The sequence below is a fragment of the Aquitalea sp. FG25 genome, from assembly GCF_057809375.1.
Map to the genome: position 1 here is coordinate 144,682 of NZ_JBMDJV010000004.1, position 20,559 is coordinate 165,240.

The 20,559-nt window shown below is 59.8% G+C and carries 18 protein-coding genes; 4 read left to right on the forward strand and 14 right to left on the reverse strand.

Features of this window, described 5'->3' with window-relative positions; translation table 11 throughout:
- Window positions 1-59: 59 nt before the first annotated feature.
- Window positions 60-422, forward strand: coding sequence for a cupin domain-containing protein (locus ACODR9_RS05565; RefSeq protein ID WP_488808071.1), 363 nt, complete (start codon window positions 60-62; stop codon window positions 420-422).
- Window positions 423-491: 69 nt separating this feature from the next.
- On the opposite strand, the gene ACODR9_RS05570 is transcribed toward ACODR9_RS05565, so the two are convergent.
- Window positions 492-1,121: a YceH family protein gene (locus tag ACODR9_RS05570; RefSeq protein ID WP_488808072.1), complete on the reverse strand. Its 630-nt coding sequence runs from the start codon at window positions 1,119-1,121 to the stop codon at window positions 492-494.
- 175 nt (window positions 1,122-1,296) lie between these two features.
- On the opposite strand from ACODR9_RS05570, the gene ACODR9_RS05575 reads away from it, so the two are divergent.
- On the forward strand, window positions 1,297-2,046 hold the full coding sequence (locus tag ACODR9_RS05575; protein WP_488808073.1) for a TlyA family RNA methyltransferase: 750 nt from the start codon (window positions 1,297-1,299) through the stop codon (window positions 2,044-2,046).
- Window positions 2,047-2,143: 97 nt separating this feature from the next.
- On the opposite strand, the gene ACODR9_RS05580 is transcribed toward ACODR9_RS05575, so the two are convergent.
- A complete protein-coding gene (locus ACODR9_RS05580; protein WP_488808074.1) occupies window positions 2,144-2,602 on the reverse strand; it encodes a universal stress protein in 459 nt (152 codons plus the stop codon).
- Between the two features lie 362 nt (window positions 2,603-2,964).
- Between ACODR9_RS05580 and ACODR9_RS05585 the strand changes: the two genes are divergently transcribed.
- Window positions 2,965-3,189: a hypothetical protein gene (locus ACODR9_RS05585; protein ID WP_488808075.1), complete on the forward strand. Its 225-nt coding sequence runs from the start codon at window positions 2,965-2,967 to the stop codon at window positions 3,187-3,189.
- 6 nt (window positions 3,190-3,195) lie between these two features.
- Here ACODR9_RS05585 and ggt read toward each other — a convergent pair whose 3' ends face one another.
- The 10 genes from ggt to ACODR9_RS05635 form a co-directional block, all read right to left on the reverse strand.
- Window positions 3,196-4,914: a gamma-glutamyltransferase gene (gene ggt, locus ACODR9_RS05590; RefSeq protein ID WP_488808076.1), complete on the reverse strand. Its 1,719-nt coding sequence runs from the start codon at window positions 4,912-4,914 to the stop codon at window positions 3,196-3,198.
- 152 nt (window positions 4,915-5,066) lie between these two features.
- Window positions 5,067-6,419 (reverse strand): glutamine synthetase family protein, encoded by a 1,353-nt coding sequence (locus ACODR9_RS05595; protein ID WP_488808077.1) that lies wholly within the window; start codon window positions 6,417-6,419, stop codon window positions 5,067-5,069.
- Between the two features lie 213 nt (window positions 6,420-6,632).
- The gene (locus ACODR9_RS05600; protein ID WP_488808079.1) at window positions 6,633-8,243 is read right to left on the reverse strand and encodes a methyl-accepting chemotaxis protein; all 1,611 of its coding nucleotides are present in this window, start codon (window positions 8,241-8,243) and stop codon (window positions 6,633-6,635) included.
- Between the two features lie 145 nt (window positions 8,244-8,388).
- Complete coding sequence (locus ACODR9_RS05605) at window positions 8,389-9,771, reverse strand: DUF2252 domain-containing protein (RefSeq protein WP_488808080.1); 1,383 nt, start codon at window positions 9,769-9,771, stop codon at window positions 8,389-8,391.
- Window positions 9,772-10,136: 365 nt separating this feature from the next.
- Complete coding sequence (locus tag ACODR9_RS05610; protein WP_488808081.1) at window positions 10,137-10,496, reverse strand: hypothetical protein; 360 nt, start codon at window positions 10,494-10,496, stop codon at window positions 10,137-10,139.
- Between the two features lie 78 nt (window positions 10,497-10,574).
- Complete coding sequence (locus tag ACODR9_RS05615; RefSeq protein ID WP_488808082.1) at window positions 10,575-11,027, reverse strand: DUF2214 family protein; 453 nt, start codon at window positions 11,025-11,027, stop codon at window positions 10,575-10,577.
- Between the two features lie 203 nt (window positions 11,028-11,230).
- A complete protein-coding gene (locus ACODR9_RS05620; RefSeq protein ID WP_488808083.1) occupies window positions 11,231-12,490 on the reverse strand; it encodes a glutamate-5-semialdehyde dehydrogenase in 1,260 nt (419 codons plus the stop codon).
- Between the two features lie 104 nt (window positions 12,491-12,594).
- Window positions 12,595-12,981, reverse strand: coding sequence for a DUF1987 domain-containing protein (locus ACODR9_RS05625; RefSeq protein ID WP_488808084.1), 387 nt, complete (start codon window positions 12,979-12,981; stop codon window positions 12,595-12,597).
- 11 nt (window positions 12,982-12,992) lie between these two features.
- Entirely contained in the window at window positions 12,993-13,553 is a 561-nt protein-coding gene (locus tag ACODR9_RS05630; protein ID WP_488808085.1) for a SiaB family protein kinase, read from the reverse strand.
- Window positions 13,554-13,580: 27 nt separating this feature from the next.
- On the reverse strand, window positions 13,581-14,822 hold the full coding sequence (locus ACODR9_RS05635; protein WP_488808086.1) for a PP2C family protein-serine/threonine phosphatase: 1,242 nt from the start codon (window positions 14,820-14,822) through the stop codon (window positions 13,581-13,583).
- Window positions 14,823-15,127: 305 nt separating this feature from the next.
- Between ACODR9_RS05635 and ACODR9_RS05640 the strand changes: the two genes are divergently transcribed.
- Window positions 15,128-17,026 (forward strand): propionate--CoA ligase, encoded by a 1,899-nt coding sequence (locus ACODR9_RS05640; protein ID WP_488808087.1) that lies wholly within the window; start codon window positions 15,128-15,130, stop codon window positions 17,024-17,026.
- A gap of 95 nt (window positions 17,027-17,121) precedes the next feature.
- Here ACODR9_RS05640 and ACODR9_RS05645 read toward each other — a convergent pair whose 3' ends face one another.
- Together ACODR9_RS05645 and ACODR9_RS05650 are read right to left on the reverse strand one after the other, a co-directional pair.
- A complete protein-coding gene (locus ACODR9_RS05645) occupies window positions 17,122-18,747 on the reverse strand; it encodes a methyl-accepting chemotaxis protein (RefSeq protein WP_488808088.1) in 1,626 nt (541 codons plus the stop codon).
- Between the two features lie 335 nt (window positions 18,748-19,082).
- Window positions 19,083-20,387, reverse strand: coding sequence for a DUF3422 family protein (locus tag ACODR9_RS05650; RefSeq protein WP_488808089.1), 1,305 nt, complete (start codon window positions 20,385-20,387; stop codon window positions 19,083-19,085).
- Window positions 20,388-20,559 lie beyond the last annotated feature (172 nt).

A 20,559-nucleotide genomic window follows, 5' to 3' on the forward strand; every position in this document is an offset into this window, starting at 1 on the left:
ATTTGCCGGCTTCCCCTGTTTTGTGCGAAATTTGATCAAATAAAACCGGAGGAATCGATATGACCCAGGCTAGCGACATCATTGTCTTTCAACGCAACCCGGTGCGGCTGGAGCAATTTACCGCACCGGACGAGCGCCGCATCGAAGGGGAATGCGCCCAGACGGTGGAGAACCACTATTCCGATCCCAGCGGCCAGTTTCATGCCGGTATCTGGAGCGGCCGCTGCGGCAGCTGGCGCGTGAAATACCATGAGCACGAGTTCTGCACCCTGCTGGAAGGCTATGTGCGCCTGACCGATAGGCAGGGCGACAGTGTAGAGCTGTATGCCGGCGACCATTTTGTCATTCCCGCCGGATTCGAGGGCGTATGGGAAGTGCTGGAGCCCGCCCGCAAGACTTACGCCATCTTCGAGGCCAAGTAGTTTTGCCTTGCAGCACATAAGCAAGCCCCGCATTGGCGGGGCTTGCTTATGACGGACCAACAGGAGGGCTTATTCGCCCAGGCTGTGTTCCAGTTGTTGCAAGCGGGTTTTGAGCGCGGCTACCTCGGCTTCCAGTGCGGCTACGCGCCCGGTCAGGCCGACATCAATCACTGCCGCCGCCGTGGTTTCGCTCAGAACCGGTTCGCCACTGAGCAGATGGCACCAGCGGGCCTCGCGCTCGCCGGGTTGGCGCGGCAGCTTCAGTACCAGTGGCGGATATTTGTCTGCCAGTGCCTCCAGTGCGGTTTCCACTTCCTCTACGCTGGCAAAGCTGTAGATGCGGCCCGCGCGGGTGCGGATTTCGGCACTGGTTTGCGGCCCGCGCAACATCAGCAGAGCCAGAGCGGCCAGACGAGCGCCGTCGATATTCCATTCATAGTTCAGCCGGTGTTCGTACTTGGCCACCCGGCTACCGGCAGGCAGGCGCTCGGCAATCAGTTTTCTGCTCAGCAGGCTGTCCAGGGCCGCGCTCAGGTCGGCATCGGATAGCTGCATGACCGGCTCACGGCTGGTCAACTGATTGCAGGCGGAGGACAGGCTGTTGAGCGTCAGCGGATAGGCGTCCGGCATGAGCGCCTGTTTCTCGATCAGTGCGCCCAGCACACGGACTTCTGCTGCGTCCAGTTGGTGTGTGTCCATCGTTGGCTCCTTGTTGCAATGCCCACATCATCGCACCAAGCGGGGCAGGCTACCAAGCCTTGTCATCAGGGTAGTGGCGGCAGGTAGTCAGGGATGGCTGCATGGCATGGCGCTTGACAGGCAGCAACGGACTGGCCACCCTGTCGCCTTTTGAAATGCAAGCAAGGAAATGGCGATGAAGCGGGTGGATCTTCTGTTGGTGGAACAAGGACTTGCCACTTCGCGCACGGCTGCCCAATTTCTGCTCGAATCCGGGCGGGTCAGCCTCAACGGCCAGGTTATCAGCAAGGCCAGCAGCAAGTTTCCTGCCGGTACGCCGCTGGAAGTCCGGCCTGACCCATCCGACCGCTTTGTCTCGCGCGGCGGCCAGAAGCTGGATGCCGCCTTGCAGGAAGCCGGGCTGGATATCCAGGGATGGCGGGTGCTGGATGTGGGCCAGTCCACCGGCGGTTTCACCGATTGCGTGCTGCAGGCCGGAGCCGCGCATGTGGTCGGCGTGGATGTGGGGCATGACCAGCTGCATCCACGGCTGTGGGATGATCCGCGCATACGCTGTCTTGAAGGTGTGAATGCGCGTGAACTGGATAGGCAGCGCCTGTTGCAGGCCAATGATGGTTTGCCATTTGACCTGATGGTGTGCGACGTGTCCTTTATTTCGCTCACCCTGATCCTGCCAGCGGCCCTGCCTTTACTCGGTGACAACGGCTGCCTGCTTGGCCTGGTCAAACCGCAGTTTGAAGTCGGGCGCGGTGCTCTGGGCCATGGTGGCATCGTGCGGGACGAGAGTCTGTTTGACGGGGTAAAGGACAAGATTGCCGATTGTCTGGACGATCTGGACTGGCGGGTAGAGCGCTGGATTGAAAGCCCGATCACCGGGGCCGATGGCAACCGGGAATTTTTTGTGCTGGCACGCCCGCTGTTCTGAGCGGATAAAGAAAATCCGCAGAGGCATCGCACTCTGCGGATGGTGCCCGCCACCTAGCCTGCGGTGTTGCGGTGCGTTGGGATGACAGGGGGGGCGCTTAGTCCTCGCTGCCTCGCACCACCAGCAGCGGGCAATGTGTCTTGCGCATGACATTTTCGGCAAAGCTGCCCAGCAGCAGGTGCGCCAAGCCGCTACGGCCATGGGTGCCAATGACGATGAGTTCGGCATGGCGGCTGTCAGCAAAGCGGATCAGCGCTTCCGCCATGTCCTTGCCACCTTCCCAGCTTTCCGCAATATGACAGTCTACCCGGCTGATACCTTCATTGATGGCCCGCTTTTCCGCCTTGTCCAGCAAGTCGCGCGCCTGGCGAAAGGCTAGGTCATGCAACTGGTGGGTATCCAGCGCACCCACGCCTTCAATGGCCATATCACGCAAGCTGGCGACATGTACCAGGGAAATTCCTGAATCCGCAATTTTTGCGATCCTAATCGCCTCATCTAGTGCTTTTTCTGCGGTCTTGCTACCATCAACAGCAATCACGATATGTTGATACATGGCACACTCCTCGTAAAACCATCATGTCTGCCAGCCAGATACAGGCCAGCGCTGTCTGGCGCCTGGCATGATTGCCGTCAGAAGGGGCGCGACAGAATGTTATCTTTAGTTTTTAGCATACTAGCCAGGCGAGGCTGGCTTCCCGAACTATTTGTGGACTGCTTGATCTATAACAAATTCAACTAAACAGCGACGCCATTTAATGCCATTATGGCAAATTGTAGTATGCTTTTGTCTTATACCAAGCCACCTAGGGAGACTGGTTTTACATCATGATGATTTTTGCTTTACTGTGTTTGCTGGCTATTGTGCTTGTTCTGGCCTGGAGCATACAGTCCAGGAGGCAAAAAAAAACCCAGCAAATGGCAGATAGTCGTATCTATGCGGCACATACCCAGTCGCGCCCGCTGGAGCCGCTGGAACATAGCACTGGCCGCGCCTTTGGGCTGCTGTTGAAAGCCGCGCGGGGTGATCGCTCGGTGGTGGAAAAATGGATTACCAGCGAGCAGCACCAGTATGGCCAACCGCTTAGCCGTGAAGGTGCCATCGAGCAACTGGCCCGTCGCCTGCAGGCTTCGCGCCGTTAAGACGGCTTAGTCTCCCAGTACTACTCCCTCGCGGCGGGGGTCAGCCCCGCCAGCATAGCCATGTGTAGTCCGGACAATGGCAGACAGACCGCTGGTCATCTCCACTTCCTGTACCGTATGGCCCAGTGCGCGTAATGCCGCCATTGACGATGCCAGCCCACGATTTATTTCCAGTTCGGTTACGCCGTTGCGATTGCCATAATGCGGCAGGCTGACCGCTTGCTGTGGGTCCTGCTGCCAGTCCAGCATGGCCAGCAGAGCCTGGCTGACATAGCCGATGATCTGGCTGCCGCCTGGCGAGCCGGTGGCCAGCACAAACTGACCACGGTCATTGAATACCAAGGTGGGTGACATGCTGCTGCGCGGGCGCTTGCGTGCTTCCACCCGGTTGGCAACCGGCGTGCCATCCTCATCGGGCCGGAACGAGAAGTCGGTCAGCTGATTGTTGAGCAGGAAGCCTTTTACCAGCAGCCGGCTGCCAAACTGGTCTTCGATGGAGCTGGTCATGCTGACCACCCGCCCGGCGCGATCCACAATATTGAGGTGCGAGGTTGATGGCCACTCCGGGGCGTTATCCCTGCCGTAGTCCGATCGCTTGAAACCGGCCGGCTCACCCGCCGTGGCGCGTCCCATGCTGTGGGTCGGGTCGATCAGCCGACTGCGCTGCTGCAGGTAGTCGCGGCTGATCAGTGCTGCACTGGGTACGGTGACAAAGTCCGGGTCAGCCAGGTAGCGGTTGCGGTCGGCAAAGGCCAGTTTGTTTGCCTCGGCAAACAGATGGATGGTGCTGCTGCCGGTGGGCGACATCTGCGTCAGCGGGAAGCGCTGCAATATGCCCAGCATCTGCAATACGGCCACGCCGCCAGAGCTGGGTGCCGCCATGCCACACACTTGCCAGCTGCGATAGGGGCCGCACAAGGGTTTGCGCTCGATGGCCTGGTAGGCCGCCATGTCTGCCGCCAGCATGCGGCCGGGGTTAACCGGGTGATGGTTGACGGCTTCCACTATCGCCCGGCCGATTTCTCCCTGATAGAACGCTGCCGGGCCTTGTTTGGCCAGCAGTTCCAGCGTGGTGGCGTAGGCCGGGTTTTTCAGCAGGTGGCCAACCGGCAGTGGGCTGCCATCCGCCTGATAAAAATATGCCCGCGCCTGTGGGTCCTGTTGCAAGAAGCGTTCCGTCCCCAGCAAGGCGTGCAGGCGTGGTGACACGGCAAAGCCATTGCGTGCCAGCGCAATGGCTGGCTGGAACAGGCTGGCCCAGGAGAGCTTGCCACCGCGCTGATGCGCCAGTTTCAGCATGGCAACCACGCCGGGTACGCCAACCGAACGGCCACCCACCACGGCGCGGTAAAAATCCATCGGCTGGCCATTGTTCTGCAGAAACAGCTTGGCGTCAGCAGTGGCAGGCGCGGTTTCCCTGCCGTCAAAGCTGGTGAGCTTGCGGCCATCAAAATACAACATGAAAGCACCACCGCCGATGCCGGAAGATTGTGGCTCGGTTAGCCCCAGCACCAGTTGCGCGGCAATGGCTGCGTCAATGGCACTGCCGCCACGACGCAAGATATCGCGTGCGGCCTGGCTGGCGTAGGGATTGGCCGTACTAACCATGCTGTGGCGGCTGTAAACGGCGGGACGGGTGTGAAAGCCGCTGGCCGCTTCCGGCGCTGCGGTATCGGCCAGCGCGCACAACGGCACCAGCAACAAGAGCAGGGCAGTAAAACGCATGTCATTCCTCGGGGACAGGGTTGGCAGTCTGGTCCTGACAGGACAACAGCATGGTGGCTCAGGCGCGTGGCAGGGTCAATCCAGCGTGGTTGGCATGAAAAAAGCTGCCAGTCGCAACGGGGCGGCTGACAGCTTGATACGCAGGGTGAAGGTCAGGCCAGCGTGGTCAGGTACTGGCGTTCCCAGGCGGTGATCTGGTTGTGGAAGTGGCTTAGCTCGATATCCTTCACCGCCAGATAGGCGGCAGTGAATTCATGGCCGAACAGGCGTTCTGCCGTGTCGTGTGCGGCCATCAGAGCGCAGGCAGCATCCAGCGTGTTGGGCAGGGTGGCGGCGTCGTCATTGTTGAAGACATTGCCGACAGCGGCTTCACTCGGACTGCGTTTTTCTTCCACGCCCAACAGGCCCGCACCCAAGCTGGCGGCCAGTGACAGGTAGGGGTTGGCATCGCAGCCGGGCAGGCGGTTTTCCACGCGGCGCGCGGCCGGGCCGGATACCGGTACGCGGATGCCGACCGAGCGGTTGTCTACTCCCCAGCTGACATTGACCGGCGCGGCCAATCCCTTGACGAAGCGGCGGAAGGAGTTGGGGCTGGGACAGAACAGCGGCATCAGGTGCGGCAGGTATTGCTGCAGGCCGCCGATATAGTGGAAGAAATCCGGGCTGGCCTCGCCATCGGCCAGGCTGAACACATTGTTACCCCGGCCATCCACCACGCTCTGGTGCAGGTGCATGGAGCTGCCGGGCTGACCGGATAGCGGTTTGGCCATGCACACCACGTTCAGGCCGTGCTGGTAGCCGATTTCCTTCAGCGCGTACTTGAACAGGAAGGTCTGGTCGGCCAGCGCCAGCGCATTACCGTGCTTGAGGTTGATCTCGAACTGGCTGGGGCCCATTTCGTGGACATAAGTATCGGTGTCGATGCCCAGTTGTTCGCAGGCGCGGTAAAGATCGTCGAAGAAGGGTTCCAGGTCGTTGAGCGTGGAGAAGCTGAAGGCATCAAAGCCACTTTCACGACGGCCGGTACGCAGCGCCGGGGCCTGGTAGGGCTGATCGGCATCGGCATGGGCGGCAAAAATGTAGAACTCCAGTTCCGGAGCCACTACCGGGGTCCAGCCTCGGGCTTGATAACGCGCCAGAATGTTTTGCAGTGCAGAGCGCGGGGCTAGCGGCGACAGGCTGCCATCGTGGTCGATGTTGTCGCACACCACCATGGCGCGCGGGGTCTTGGCCCATGGCACCGGGTAGAGGGTGGCAAAGTCGGGACGTAGCACCACGTCCGGGTCGTTTTCGCCGTAGAAACGGTAATCGGGAAATTCGCCCACGCAGGTCTGAATGGCTACGGCGCGGGCAATGCGCAATTCCTGGCCCTTGATCAGGGCCTGTGCGGGCAGGGTCTTGCCGCGCGGAAATCCGCTGACATCGGCAAAGGCAAGTTCAACGTCACGGACGTTATGTTTGGTCAGCCATTCGGCTTGTGCAGCCGTGATGGAATGCTGGGACATGCAGGTCTCCCCTGGAGCGTTCTCGATTGTTTCATCTATTTGCCTGTCTGTCGGTGAATCATTTTTTTTGGTTTTGCGGGCTGAGCCCTGTGGGCATTATGCCACTGGCAGTCCGAAGGGCAAGCCTGGTGTCGCCTTGCTGGCCGTGAATGGCTCAAATGCAGCGGCCCCGCGCACTGGCGGGGCCGGGTGTGTGCTGCCTTGCTGACGGTGTCAGAGGCGGAAGCGTGAGACGGATTCGTGCAGCTGGCGGGCGTGGTTGTCGATATTGCGCATGGCCGCTACTGCCAGTTGTACGGAGGACTGGGTTTCTTCCACCACCCCGGCAACCTGTTCCACGCTGACGGCGATATTGGCCCCGGCCTGGCTTTGCTCGGTCATGGCGCTGACGACGGCATGCAGGCTTTCCAATGCAGACTGGGTTTGACGGCTGATGGTATCCAGCGTTTGCGCTGCCTGGTTGGCCTTGCCCACGCCCAGTTGCACGGCGGGGCGGATTTCTTCCATCCGTCCGGCGACGGTGCCGGTTTCCGTAACCACAGCCTGCACAATATGGGTGATTTCGTCGGTGGCACTGGCGGTACGCTCGGCCAGCTTGCGTACCTCATCGGCCACGACGGCAAAGCCACGGCCCATTTCGCCAGCGCGGGCGGCTTCGATGGCGGCATTGAGCGCCAGCAGATTGGTCTGGTTGGCAATGTCGCGAATGGTTTCGGCAATGCCACTGATATTGCGGGTCCGCTCGGCCAGGCTGCCTACCATGTCGCTGACATCACCCACCTGAGAGGCAATGGATTCGATACCGCTGGCAGCTTCCTTGGCGACTTCTTCGCCTTCGCGGGCCAGTTGGCTGGAGCGGCGCGCACCGTCTTCCGACCCACTGGCATTGTCCTTGACGTGGTCAATGCTGACCGACAGCTGTTCGATGGACGCGGCTGCCGATGCGGTGGAGTTGCTGGCAATGCCGGATACCTCGTCCACTTTTTGCATCTGTTCGGACAACTGCTGACCCGCATGGCCGATGTCGTCGGTGGACTCGCGAATCTGGCTGATCATCTCGCGCAGCTTTTGCTGCATCTCCTGCATGGCTGCCAGCAGGCTTTGCGGCGGGCCATTGACTTCGATGTTTTCAGTGAGGTTGCCCTGGGCAATCTGGCGCACCACCTGGGCGGCATAGACCGGCTCGCCTCCTAGCGAGCGGATGATGCTGCGCGACATGGCGGCACCCAGCAGGACCAGTGCCACAACGGCCACTGCGCTGAGAATCAGCAATACCGTGCCTTGTTTCCAGAACAGCGCATCGATGTCGTCAATGAAAAAGCCTGTGCCGATAGTCCAGCCCCAGGGGTCGAAGCGCACCACGCCGTTGAGCTTGGGCAACTGCTCCTTGCTGTCACCACGCGAGGTCAGGATGGTGACGATGCCGTAGTGGTCTTTTTGCAGCGCCTCGTCATATACCGCGACGGTGGTGCGGCCATCCGGCACTGTACTGCCCATATCCACCTTGCCTTCGCGCTCGGTTTTAGGGTGCAGCACCAGGCGGTTGTCCTTGTCGCGGGCAAAGAAGTAAATATCGTTTACCTTCAGTGCCTTGAGCGATTTGCGCGCCATGTCCTGTGCCTGCGGGCGGGTCAGCTTGCCGCTGGCCTCTTGCTTGGCATAGTAATCAAGGGTGTTTTCCGCCATGCGTAGCAGCAGCGTGATCTGCTCGCGCTTTTCACTTTGCAGCGTGCTGCGGGTGATATACAGCGACGTGGCGGCCAGCGCGATCAGGGCAATCAGGCTGGCGGCAATGATGATGATGAGGCGGGTATTGACTCGCACAGTAGGGTTCCCGTTAGCTGGAGATGTTTTTATTAAGTGGCATAGGTAAATATACCGAAGCATTATTAATACTAAATGTAGTCGTGCCGGAGAAAATACTGCTGAAAACCCCAACACTCCCACATGCTTGTGGCAATTTATCTACTTATAGCTCCTGTTGGGCCAAGGCGGCAGTAAAAACAGCAAAATCACGTTTAACCTGATCCGCATAGGCCAGTGCATAGCTGGCAATGGCTAGGTCGAATTTATCAGATTGCCCGATATAGCCTGCCAGTTCGGCAGCTTGCCCGCCGGACTTGGCGTGCGCGCGTGCGAGCGCCCAGGCGCAGGCTTGGCCAAAGGTGCTCAGGCTTTCGTTGCTGGCAAACGACTCCAGGGTTGGTGCTGCCTTCATATCGCGCAGTTGGCGCACGTAGAAGTGCCGGTCGCCAGGGCCGGTGGTCCAGCCCAGAAACAGGTCGCTGGCTGCCTGCATCAGCCGCTGGCCAAACACCACCCGCTTGCCCTGATGGCCATGGACGCACTGCTGGGTATAGGGTTCCAGCACCGAATTGCGTGCTTCCTTCAGTTGCAGGAACAAGGGCTGGTCGTAGCTGTCTTGTAGCAGCATCACCAGGCAGCGGGTACCGACGCTGCCCACACCAACGACCTTGAAGGCTGCATCGACCAGGCGGAACCTGTCCAGCAAGGCGCGGCGGTCTTCCTTCAGCGTATTGCTGTACCGGGATAGCATGGGCTGCAGCAGTTCCTGGTACTGTTCGTCACCCAGCCAGTGTTCGTCATTGCCCCATACCTGATCTTGCTGCTGCATGTGAAAGATCACCGGCGGATCATCACGCAGGCGCAGGTTGCCGTTTTCCAGCACCGTCATTTTCGGCAGCAGTTTTTCCTGGGTCTGCCCCCTGGCTTTGTCGGCCAGCTTGAGCAGTTGCTGGCGGATGATGTCGTTGGGTGCGCGCGCCAGCAGTTGTTCAAAGCCCACCTTGCTGTACCACAATTCCAGTTGGCTGATGCGGGCGTAGTCCTGCATGCGCCGGCGGTAGGTGCCAACCAGCTGGCTGACTGCACGCGATGCCGCGTCATCGTTGAAACCGCGCTCACGCGAGGCCAGCACCACACTGACGGCCAGGCGTTTCAAATCCCATTCCCACGGGCCGTGATGGGTCTCGTCGAAATCGTTGATATCGAACATCAGCTGGCGTTCGGGCGAAGCGAAAAAACCGTAATTCATCAGATGGGCATCACCGCACACTTGCAGGTGGATGCCGCTGTCGGGGCCGGCGGCCAGGTCGGCAGCCTGAATCATGGCCATGCCACGGAAAAAGGTAAACGGGGATGCCTGCATGCGCTGATAGCGTAGCGGCACCAGTCCTGGCACACGGCCAGCAGATGTCTGGCGCAGCATAGCCACCACATCGCGATGCGGACTAAGCACACATTCGGCCTGACGCGTGCGTGGGCAATGCTCCCGGCGCGCCCTGCCGGCGGCAAGGCGATCTTCATACTGGCGATGGGCGATGGTAGCCATGGGGAGGTTCCAGAAATTGACTTTAGCCCCAGTGTAATCGTTCGGTCATGAAAATTTGATGATGTGATGGCGTGCTTGGGCCGCCGCAGGATATCGGCATACTGGAACTGGTGATGACGAACAGATATTGCTGATGCGGCAGTTAACTGGCCGTCCCCATACTTATGCACAGAATAATGCACAGGCTATGCACACTATCCACCATGCAGCGTGGGGAAGATTAAGTTGTGCACAGGGAACTGTGTCCTCCCTGCAAGCCCTTGTCACACATTGCGGGCAGGAAGCGATGGGTTATGCACAGCTTGTTCAGTTTTTATCCCTGTTTTCCACAGGTGAGTGTTGGTTTGGCTATTTATCCACAGCATTTATTCGGCACAGCGTTTGATCAGTCGTTGCCAGGGAGGGGTGAGTGGAATGCCGTTTTGGTCCGCCTGCAGCTGGCTGCCTTCCCCTTGTGGGCGGATAGCCACTTGCAGGCTGGTTTTGTTACTGACCGGGTTGAGCAGGCGGATGGATTCTGTCTTGTCCGCAGCGGTATCCCGCTTGACGTAGTCATCCGGAATCTTCAGACGGCGAATGCCTTGCTGCAGGCAATCGGCTACCAGGGCTGGGGATTTGTCCGATGGCAGTTGCAGCGCGCTGTCGGCGTGAGCGGCTAGGCTGATGCCCAGCAGAATGGCAAGGAGCAGGCCGCGCAAAAACAGGGAGGCTGGCTGTGGTGGCATGGTAATGACTCCGGCAGGTAATGAGCCGATGGAGAGGAGAGATGGTCTGCTGGTTCCTGCTGACCGGCCCGGCAGATGTTAAGGAGTGTTGAACAGCCCGGATTGCAGTGCGGTGGAAATCACCAGAATCAGCAGCAGTACAAGCAGCTGGCGTTTGCTGTGGCGTACCAGCACGCTGCGGATTTCCTCGGTCGGCAAGCGTCCACGTTCCAGCCGTTGCCGGCATTGGCGTATCAGTGGACGGCTGCGCCATTCCTGCAGCAGCAACAGGATGAGGCCCAGCAGCTTGGCCATGGCCAGCGGCACCGGCCTGCCTTGCGACCACAGCAGAGGGAGATGGCTGGCGGCCAGTACGCTGCCACTGGCTATCCACAGCAGCAGGGACAGGCACCACCAGTTGTCGGCACGCAGGCTGCGCTGCACGGCGGGCGCATCGGGTGTGGATGCCAGATTGCGACCGCGTGCGGCAATGGCACCCAGGCCGCAGCCCAGGGCCAGCAAATGTAGCGTGGCGAACAGCCATTGCAGCATGATTACCCCCCGGCCAATCTGGTTTGCCTACACTAGTGAAGCTGTCGGTGGCTGGCAAGTTGTGGCGGGTATTTCGCTGGCATGAAAGCGGCACTGTGGGAAATTTGCCATGCACGCTGCCTGCCAGGTTACACGGCAGGGCGAATGGGCATGAAAAAACCGGCCGGAGCCGGTTTCATCTTTCCTCATGCAGTTGCTGCGCTTCAGCCGCGTACCTGACCGTCACCCAGTACCACCCATTTCTGGCTGGTCAGCCCTTCCAGGCCTACTGGGCCACGGGCGTGGATCTTGTCGGTGGAAATGCCGATTTCCGCGCCCAGGCCATATTCGAAGCCGTCGGCAAAGCGGGTGCTGGCATTCACCATCACGCTGGACGAGTCCACCTCGCGCAGGAAGCGACGGGCACGGCCGTAGTCTTCGCTGACGATGGCATCCGTGTGATGACTGCCGTAGTGGTTGATGTGCTCGATGGCTTCGTCCAGGTCTTTCACCACCTTGATGGCCAGAATCGGGGCGGAATATTCGGTGAACCAGTCTTCTTCTGTCGCTGCCACTACCTTGTTGCCCAGGATGGCACGGGTGCGTTCGCAGCCGCGTAGTTCCACGTCCTTTTCCCAGTAGGCTTCAGCCAGACGCGGCAGGATGAATTCGGCAAATGCGCTGTGCACCAGCAGGGTTTCCATGGTGTTGCACGGGGCATAGCGCTGGGTTTTGGCGTTCATGGCGATATTGAAGGCCTTGTCCGGATTGGCGGTGTCGTCGATATAGACATGACAGTTGCCATCCAGATGCTTGATCACCGGCACGCGTGCTTCTGCGCTGATGCGGGCAATCAGGCTTTTGCCGCCACGCGGCACAATCACATCGACAAATTGTTGCATGGTGATCAACTCGCCCACGGCGGCGCGGTCGGTGGTCTCCACCACTTGCACCACTTCGGCGGGCAGACCGGCCACACGCAGGCCCTCGCTGACGCAGGCGGCAATGGCCTGGTTGCTGTGGAAGGCTTCCGAGCCGCCACGCAAAATGGTGGCATTGCCGGATTTCAGGCACAGGCCGGCAGCGTCGGCGGTGACATTGGGGCGGGCTTCGTAAATGATGCCCACCACGCCCAGCGGTACGCGCATCTTGCCCAGCTGGATGCCGGACGGACGGTAGCAGAAGTCGTCCATTTCCCCTACCGGGTCCGGCAGGGTGGCAATCTGGCGCAGGCCCTCGGCCATGCTGGCCACAGTGGCTTCAGAGAGGGCAAGGCGGTCGATGAAGGCGGCATCCAGCCCGGCGGCGCGGGCGGCGTCCAGGTCTTGCTGGTTGGCGGCCAGCAATTTGGCGCTGTCTCGCACGATGGCATCGGCCATGGCATTGAGCGCCTGGTTTTTCTGGCGGGTATCGGCCTTGGCAATGGCGCGGCTGGCTTTGCGCGCCGCCTGGCCGACGCGCTGCATGTAGTCCTTCACATTCATGGCAGATGTCCTGAAACAGATCACGATGGGGTAGTCGGCCAGATTACCCCAAAACCTGCTGCGGCATCCAGTCAGCTGCCAGATGGATATTGTCGGACAGCTGCTTATTCCACCAGGGCGCAGGGATTGAAATCCAGTGCAGTGAAGTCGTCGGCTACTTCCTGACCGAATTCCAGAATGGTTTCGTCGTCCTCGATGTAGTGCCAGTTGAGGGTGACGTAATTGCCTGCCACTGCTGCGTCGTTGAACAGGCTGAACAACTCCAGCAGCACCTTGGTGCTGGAACTGTTGAAGTAGGCTAGTTGAACATCCACCGTCACCTGGGTGGATTGCAGGGTGGGCAGGTAGGCATTGATGGCCTGCATGATGGGGCCGAAGAAGGCGTGGGCGTTTTCCGGATAGCTCTCGCCACGCAGGCTCAACTGGTGTCGGTCAAACTGGAAGTGCACTTCCGGCGTGGACGAAGTGGGCGCGATATACAGGTTTTGCATGATGGCTGCTTTTAGATGGTGGCTTTGAGATAGAAAGTGGTGAAGGGGCTGTGGCTACCGGCTTCTTCCACAAAGTCGAATTCGATGGGGTTGCTGGAGTCCCGAGCCACGGTGAGAAAGCCAAGACCAGCCCCCTTGCTGCCGGCTTCGCCTTCGGCGCGCAGTTTTTCCTTGAAGCGTGCCTTGATTTCATCGTTGGTCATGGTGCGCAGCGGTTCGAGCTTGGCGCGGATGTGCTCTACACCTTCCTGGGTGATGGGGTTGGCGCACACCACATAGAACTGGCCGTCTGCTGCGCCTACCCACAGCGAACCCATGCGGATTTCGTGGTCGGCGGCGGCGTTGGCGCTCAAGTGATCGGCGGAGTAGTGGACTACGTTCTGCGCCATTTCCACGAACACTGAAAACAGCTTGCGGCGCGCGGTCTGGCTGGCATCCAGGCTGGCCAGCCGCAGGCGCAGCGAGTCGCCCATGGCGGTGACGATGCTCTGGGAGAAGTAGCCGGTGTAATAAAACACCACGTTTTCCTGGCGGGCCAGTTCCTTGAAACGGTGAAAGTCGGTCAGGCTCATGCTTTGTTTTCCGGGTTCGAATGGGCTTCAGGCAAGGTGGACGCCAAACAGGCTGACGTCATCGCGACGGCTGTTTTCACCCTGCCATTTGAGAAAAGCGTCAATCAGCAGCTTTTGTTGCTGCTGCATTGGTTTGCTGGCGTGTTTGAGAATGTTTTCTTTCAGGCGCTTTTTGCCAAAGCAGATGCGCTTGGGGCCGCCAATCTGGTCGATGATGCCGTCGGTGCTGATATACAGCCGGCTACCCGGCGGCAGTTGCACTTGATGGTTGTCCCAGTGGTAATCCAGCGGGGTGCCGACATAACCCACGCCTTTTTTGTTGCCATCCAGGGTGTCCACTTCGTCCTGGCCTGGTGCCAGTACAAACAGCGGGGTTTTGGCCGAGGCATAGGTGAGGGTGCGGCTGGTGGTGTCAAACCAGCAGAAGGCGCCGTCCATGCCGTCGTCGGAATTCAGTTCCGGGTGATCGGCCTGGCCGGCTTCCTCCGGGGTGAGCTGGCCCAGCGACTGCTTTACCTGCTGGTTGATGGCGCGTAGCAGGGCGGCCGGGTTGTGCAGATCGTGGCTGCTCAGGACTTGCTTCAGCGTGGAGGCCATGATCAGTGTCATGAAGGCGCCGGGAACGCCGTGGCCGGTGCAGTCGATGACGGCCACAAAGAAGCCGTCCGGCCGTTTGACAAAGTAGTAGTAGTCGCCACCGACGATGTCGCGTGGGGCCCACACCATAAAGTAATCCTCCAGCGCGGCAGCCATGTCGCGGCGCGAACTTTGCAGGAAGGACTGCTGGATCACACTGGCGTAGTTGATGCTCTCCATCATCTGGCGGTGTTTTTCTGCCTGCTGATCGGCCAGTGCCTGCATCAGCGATACGCCTTGACCCATGCCGGCATAAGCATTGTCCAGATTGATCAGAAAACCGTCGGACAGCACTTTGCGGTCGGCTTCCAGCGCCATGAAGGATAGCTCGGTAATGGGCGTCAGGTAGTCCACGATCAGCGGGCTGGCATTCATGAACGCCGTGCAGGGCTTGCGGCCGAAGATTTCGCGGTGGAAGGGCCGTGCCAGCGTGCTCATGAAGGTGTTGCGGTTGATGATGCCAACGGCGCGTTGCTGGTCTACCACCGGAATATTGGCCAACGATTCATCCTGCGAAAACAGCTCCAGCACGTGGTAGTTGTTGTCGACAGGGCAGACGGTGGGCGGAGTTTGCAGCAGGTGGCCTGCCATCGAAGGGGAGTGACCGGCCTGGGGCGTGCTGTCTAGCGGCATGGTGTTTCTCGGCAAGAAGTAACTGGCCGCAGTCTAGAAGCCCAGCATGATGATTCGGTTACCGGCCCATGAAATTTGGCTTATCGCTAATAAAAATCGCCAATATTAGTAAGTAATATTGATAAGTGAAGTTAAGTGTATTTTGCTATGCACGCTGTTGTTTCCGGTCCACCCGCCTGGAAGCAGAAGCAGATCTGTCGGCGATGAAACTTGACCCTGTGCGGCAAAGGGCTTATTTTGTTAATCTAGCAACCGCTTGGTTGATAAATAAAACAATGAACTAGCCTACATCCTCGGGAGACTGCATGAGCGCCTATCAAGAATTTCACCGCCGTTCCATCGAGCAGCCAGATGTCTTCTGGGGTGCCGAGGCACAGCGGATTTACTGGCACAAGCCCTGTACGCAGGTGCTGCAATACGACAATCCGCCGTTTCGCCAATGGTTTGCCGGTGGTGAGACCAACCTCTGTTACAACGCGGTAGACCGCCACCTGGAAACCCGGCCCGACCAGGCCGCGCTGATCCATGTTTCCAGCGAAACCGGTGCCGAACAAACCTATACCTACCGCCAGCTGCATGAAGAAGTCAGCCGCTTTGCCGCCATCATGCAAGCCCAGGGCGTGGGCAAGGGCGACCGGGTACTGATTTACATGCCGATGATTCCCGAAGCCGTGTTTGCCATGTTGGCCACGGTGCGGCTGGGGGCGATTCACTCGGTGGTGTTTGGCGGCTTTGCCTCGGCCAGCCTGGCCACGCGTATTGAAGACGCTGCGCCCAAACTGCTGGTGACCGCCGATGCCGGTATGCGCGGCGGCAAGGTGATTGCCTACAAACCGCTGGTGGACGAGGCGATGGAACTGGCAGGTGCTGCGGCACCGCCCAAGGTGATTCTGGTTAACCGGGGCCTGGCGGAAGCGCCGATGATGAAACCGGGGCGCGATCTGGATTACGCCAGCTTGCGTCAGCAGCATCTGGACGATCGTGCCGAGGTGGTGTGGGTGGAATCCAATCACCCCAGCTACATCCTGTACACCTCCGGCACCACCGGCAAGCCCAAGGGCGTGCAGCGTGATACCGGCGGCTATGCGGTGGCGCTGGCTTCTAGCATGGAATACATCTACGGCGGCAAGCCGGGTGAAACCTTCTTCTCCACCTCGGACATCGGCTGGGTGGTGGGCCATTCCTACATCGTGTACGCCCCGCTGATCTGCGGCATGGCTACGCTGGTGTACGAAGGTCTGCCGATCCGTCCCGATCCGGGCATCTGGTGGCAGTTGGTGGAAAAATACCGCGCCACGGTGATGTTCTCCGCGCCCACGGCGTTGCGGGTGCTGAAAAAGCAAGACCCGGAATGGTTGCACAAGTACGATTTATCCAGCCTGCGGGCCTTGTTCCTGGCGGGCGAGCCGCTGGACGAACCCACTGCCAGCTGGATTTCCGAAGAACTGAAAATCCCGGTGCTGGACAACTACTGGCAGACCGAAACCGGCTGGCCGATGCTGACCGTATGCAACGGCGTAGAAGCTTTGCCCACCAAGCTGGGCAGCCCCGGCCTGCCAGTGTATGGCTATAACGTGAAGCTGCTGGACGAGGCTACCGGCGCAGAAGTGCCGGCGGGCGAGAAGGGCGTGATTGCGGTGATTCCGCCGCTGCCGCCGGGCTGCATGAGCACGGTGTGGGGCCAGGACGAGCGCTTTGTGAACACCTATTTCAGCCTGTTCCAGGACCGCAAGGTGTATTCCTCGTTTGACTGGGGTATTCGCGATGCCGACGGCTACTTCACCATTCTTGGCCGTACCGATGACGTGATCAATGTGGCTGGCCACCGTCTGGGCACGCGGGAAATTGAAGAAGCCGTGTCTGGTCACTCTGCCATTGCCGAAGTGGCGGTGGTGGGTGTGCATGACACCCTGAAGGGTCAGGTGCCGCAGGCTTTTGCCGTGCTGCGCGACCCGTCGGTACTGAAAGACCCGGAAAAGAAGGCCGCACTGGAAAAGGAAGTGATTGCCAAGGTGGCATCGCAACTGGGGGCGATTGCTAACCCGGCACGGGTGTATTTCGTCAATCAGTTGCCCAAGACCCGTTCCGGCAAGGTGCTGCGCCGTTCGATACAGGCGCTGGCCGAGGGGCGCGATCCGGGCGACCTGACCACGCTGGACGACCCGACCGGGCTGGAGCAAGTGCGCGAGGCGGTACAGTCCTAGCGGAACAATTGATTGGGTGGAAGCAGCCGGTGCGGGTCAGTTACCGGCTGTGGGTTCAGCCGCATCCTTTGCCGGATGCGGTTTTTTTATGACAGTCAGGCGCGGAACACACCAACGGCAGTATTCAGTGCCTTGGCATGGCTGTTGAGCTGGTCCGATGCGGCCGCAGAGGCTTCCACCGTAGCCTGATTGGATTCGGTCATGCTGGCCACTACTTCAATGCGCTGAGCCATGTCGCCCATGGCGCTCTGCTGCTCGCGCAGTGCCATGCTGATGCCCTGGATGTGCTGGGCGATCTGGACGGTATTCTGCCGGATGCTGCTGATGGCGTCTCTGGCCTTGTGGGTTTGTTCAACCCCGTGGTTGGACGCCGCCACACTGCCTTGCATCACGCCGACAACGCCACCCATCCCTTGGCGGATGGTGTCAATCTGGCTGGAAATTTCCACCGTGGCCACGCCCGTGCGTTCAGCCAGTTTGCGTACTTCATCGGCCACCACCGCAAAGCCACGACCCATCTCGCCTGCCCGTGCCGCTTCGATGGCTGCATTGAGCGCCAGCAGATTGGTTTGGTCGGCAATCTCGTGAATGGTACGGGTAATGGAGGCAATGGCATCGGTCTGCTTGTTCAGCGCGTCGATGGCGTTGGCGGCGCTGCCAATGCGCTCGGCAATATGACTGATGTCCCCGGCAGTGGCATGAATCAGCTGCTCGCAATCGCTGACCATCGCTCCGGCACTGCCGGCCTCCTGCCCGACGTTTTCGCTTTGGTTGCCCAACTGCTGGATACTTTGCTGCACTTCCTCTACCGCCACGCTCATCAAGCGGGTGGACTCGCTTTGCACCATGCTGCTTTGCTGCAGATTGTGAGCCGCCGTGCTCATGCTGCCGGCGCTACTATCCAGCTCGCTGGACAGGCTGCGAATATTGCTGGTGATATCGCGCAGCTGGCGCTGCATGGCTGCCAGGCTATCCAGCAGGCTACCCTGGCTGGCCGCTGACAGTTCGATGTGCTGGCTCAGGTCGCCGCTGGCAATGCGGTTTGCCACCTCCATGGCCAGGGCCGGCTCGCCGCCCAGCACGCCAAATACGCGGCGGTACAGCAGAGCACCGCCTAGCAACACCACAATGACCAAGAGGGCAGTCAGGGCCAGCATCATCGTGCGTAGATCCGCTGCAGTCTGGTTCATGGCCGTATAGGCTGAACTATCGCGTTGCTGGATTTCCGCGTGTAGTGCTTCTACTTGCCTGGTGAGTGTTTCAGCCCGGTCATCAAAGCCACTGCCCTTCTCTTTCATCAGCACATTACCGGCTGCGCGTCCGCCATCGACATAGGCCTTGGCCATGCGTTTGCCCACCGCATAAAACTGGCTCAGCGACTGTTGTATGCCCGCTACCTGGCTGTTCAGCTGCGGTTCCAGGCGGAGGATGGTGGGCAGGATTTTCAGCAGGGCCTGATAGTGTTCTTCCGCGTCCTTGTAGCCATCAGCCTCGCCGGTGGCGCTGACATCGGTAAGAAATTGCTGGATCTGCACCACGTGGTAGCGTACCTCGGCCATGTTCCGTACCAGCGCGTTGGTGATGTCCAATTCGTAATGGGCAGCCTTGTCTATGCGTTGCAGACTAAACAGCATGATGCCGCCAAGAGTCAGTAACAGTGCGATGACAACGGCAATGAACCCGGTGAGAACGGGTTTGAGCTTTTGGTTTTGATGGGACATGGTGAGTAACCGCGCAGTGGGTGGGGGCTGAAGTCTGCTGTTGTAGCGAAGTCGCTGATTTCATTCAATTGCCCGTACAGACAGGGGAAAGCTGCCGTAACGGGTGGGGAGACGTATCTGGAGTGGGTGCGAATTGACTGTGGAAAGGCTAGTTAAAAGCTGAAATGAGGGCGGTTTTTTCCCTGTAGTATTTATTTACTGACAATAAGAATAGTGAATAACCGGATGATTCTGAGCCGCTGTCGCTTTGCCTGGCAGTGCGCGGTGTTGTCATGCAAAAGAGCCGGACTACGCAATATAGGCCGGCTCCGGAAGCTGCTGTGTGCTGCTTTCTGTTACAGCTCCTTGTGTCCGCTTCCCAGCGAGGCTTTCAGTTTATGCATGCTGAACCACACCAGCAGCGCCACCAGCGGAATGGCAATGCCGGTGAGCAGTTCCACGTTCAGATGTACGCCGACCGACTCCACCGCCGCCAGCAGATGGTGCAGCAGGCTCACCATGTAATAAGTCAGCACGCCCACCGATAGTCCTTCCACCGTTTCCTGCAAGCGCAGTTGCAATGCTGCGCGGCGGTCCATGCTGGCCAGCAAGGCCCGGTTCTGTTCTTCGTGCAGTACTTCCACCCGAGTGCGCAGCAGCGCGGTGGTACGTTGCAGGCGGGCGGTAATGCGGTCTTGCCGTCGCAGCACGGTGTCACAGGTATTCATCGCCGGGGACAGTCGCCGTTCCATGAATTCGCGGAAAGGCTGCATGCCGGAGATGCGCTGTTCGCGCAACTCGCCAATGCGGGCTTCCACCAGGCGGTAGTAGGCCTGGGAGGCGGAAAAACGATACTGACTTTCTGAAATCAGCTGTTCCACCCGGGTGGCAAGGCCGGTTAGTTCGGACAGTAGTTGCGCGTCCGAGCCATTGCCGTCGCCACTGGCCATGCGCTCGGTGATGGCGCGCAGCTCAATGCCCAGATTATCCAGATCACGCATTTGCTTCTTGGCAATCGGCAGCGCCAGCAAGGTGAGCATGCGGTAGGTTTCCAGCTCGAACAGCCGTTGCAGCATGCGGCCTGACTGATTCGGCCCCATGGCGCGGTCCACCACCACATAACGGGAGAAGCCTTCAGCCAGGCGGGCATCGGGGTGCAGGCGCAGGTCGGTATACGCCGCGCCATTGCCATCGCCGATTTCGGCACCAATCAGCTCGCGGCCGCCAAACCAGCGGCTGGACATGTCGGCCAGCTCGGTTTCGCGCTCGGCTGGCAGCAGCACGGCATGCAATGCCACCAGCACCACGCCGGGCAGGTCGCGCAGCCAGGCCGAGGGGATGCGGTCCAGCGGGGTGCGCTCGAACGGGTCGTTGCAATCGCCACTGACAATAAAGGTGTAGCGGGCAAATTCGGCATGCAGCGACCAGCGCACCATCAGGTCGCCGGCACTGGCCGAATAATAAGCCTGGCCCGGCAGCGGGGCGGGCAAGCCCATGCGCTGCGCCAGGTCGGCCAAGGCTGCGCGTTGTGGTGCATCGTCAAAGTCGTAATACAGGCTGAGTGAGGTCAGCCGGGCTGGCGAGGGAATGGCGGCATAGGGCCGGGCATGGGCCTCTTCGTTCAATTCACGGCGCAGGTGGTGCGGAGTGAGCGTGGTCATGGCGGGTCCTGAAAAGTAAACGGTTTCAGTGCTGAGGAGGCTGCCGGACCCGTCAGGACTCAAACCGCTTGCGCGCATCAGCATACCTGATCGCCACCCTTGCATACCATGCAATTACCACGCCAGCGCGTCTGGCCCGGCACTGAGCACCATTCAGCAAGGCTTGGCAGCG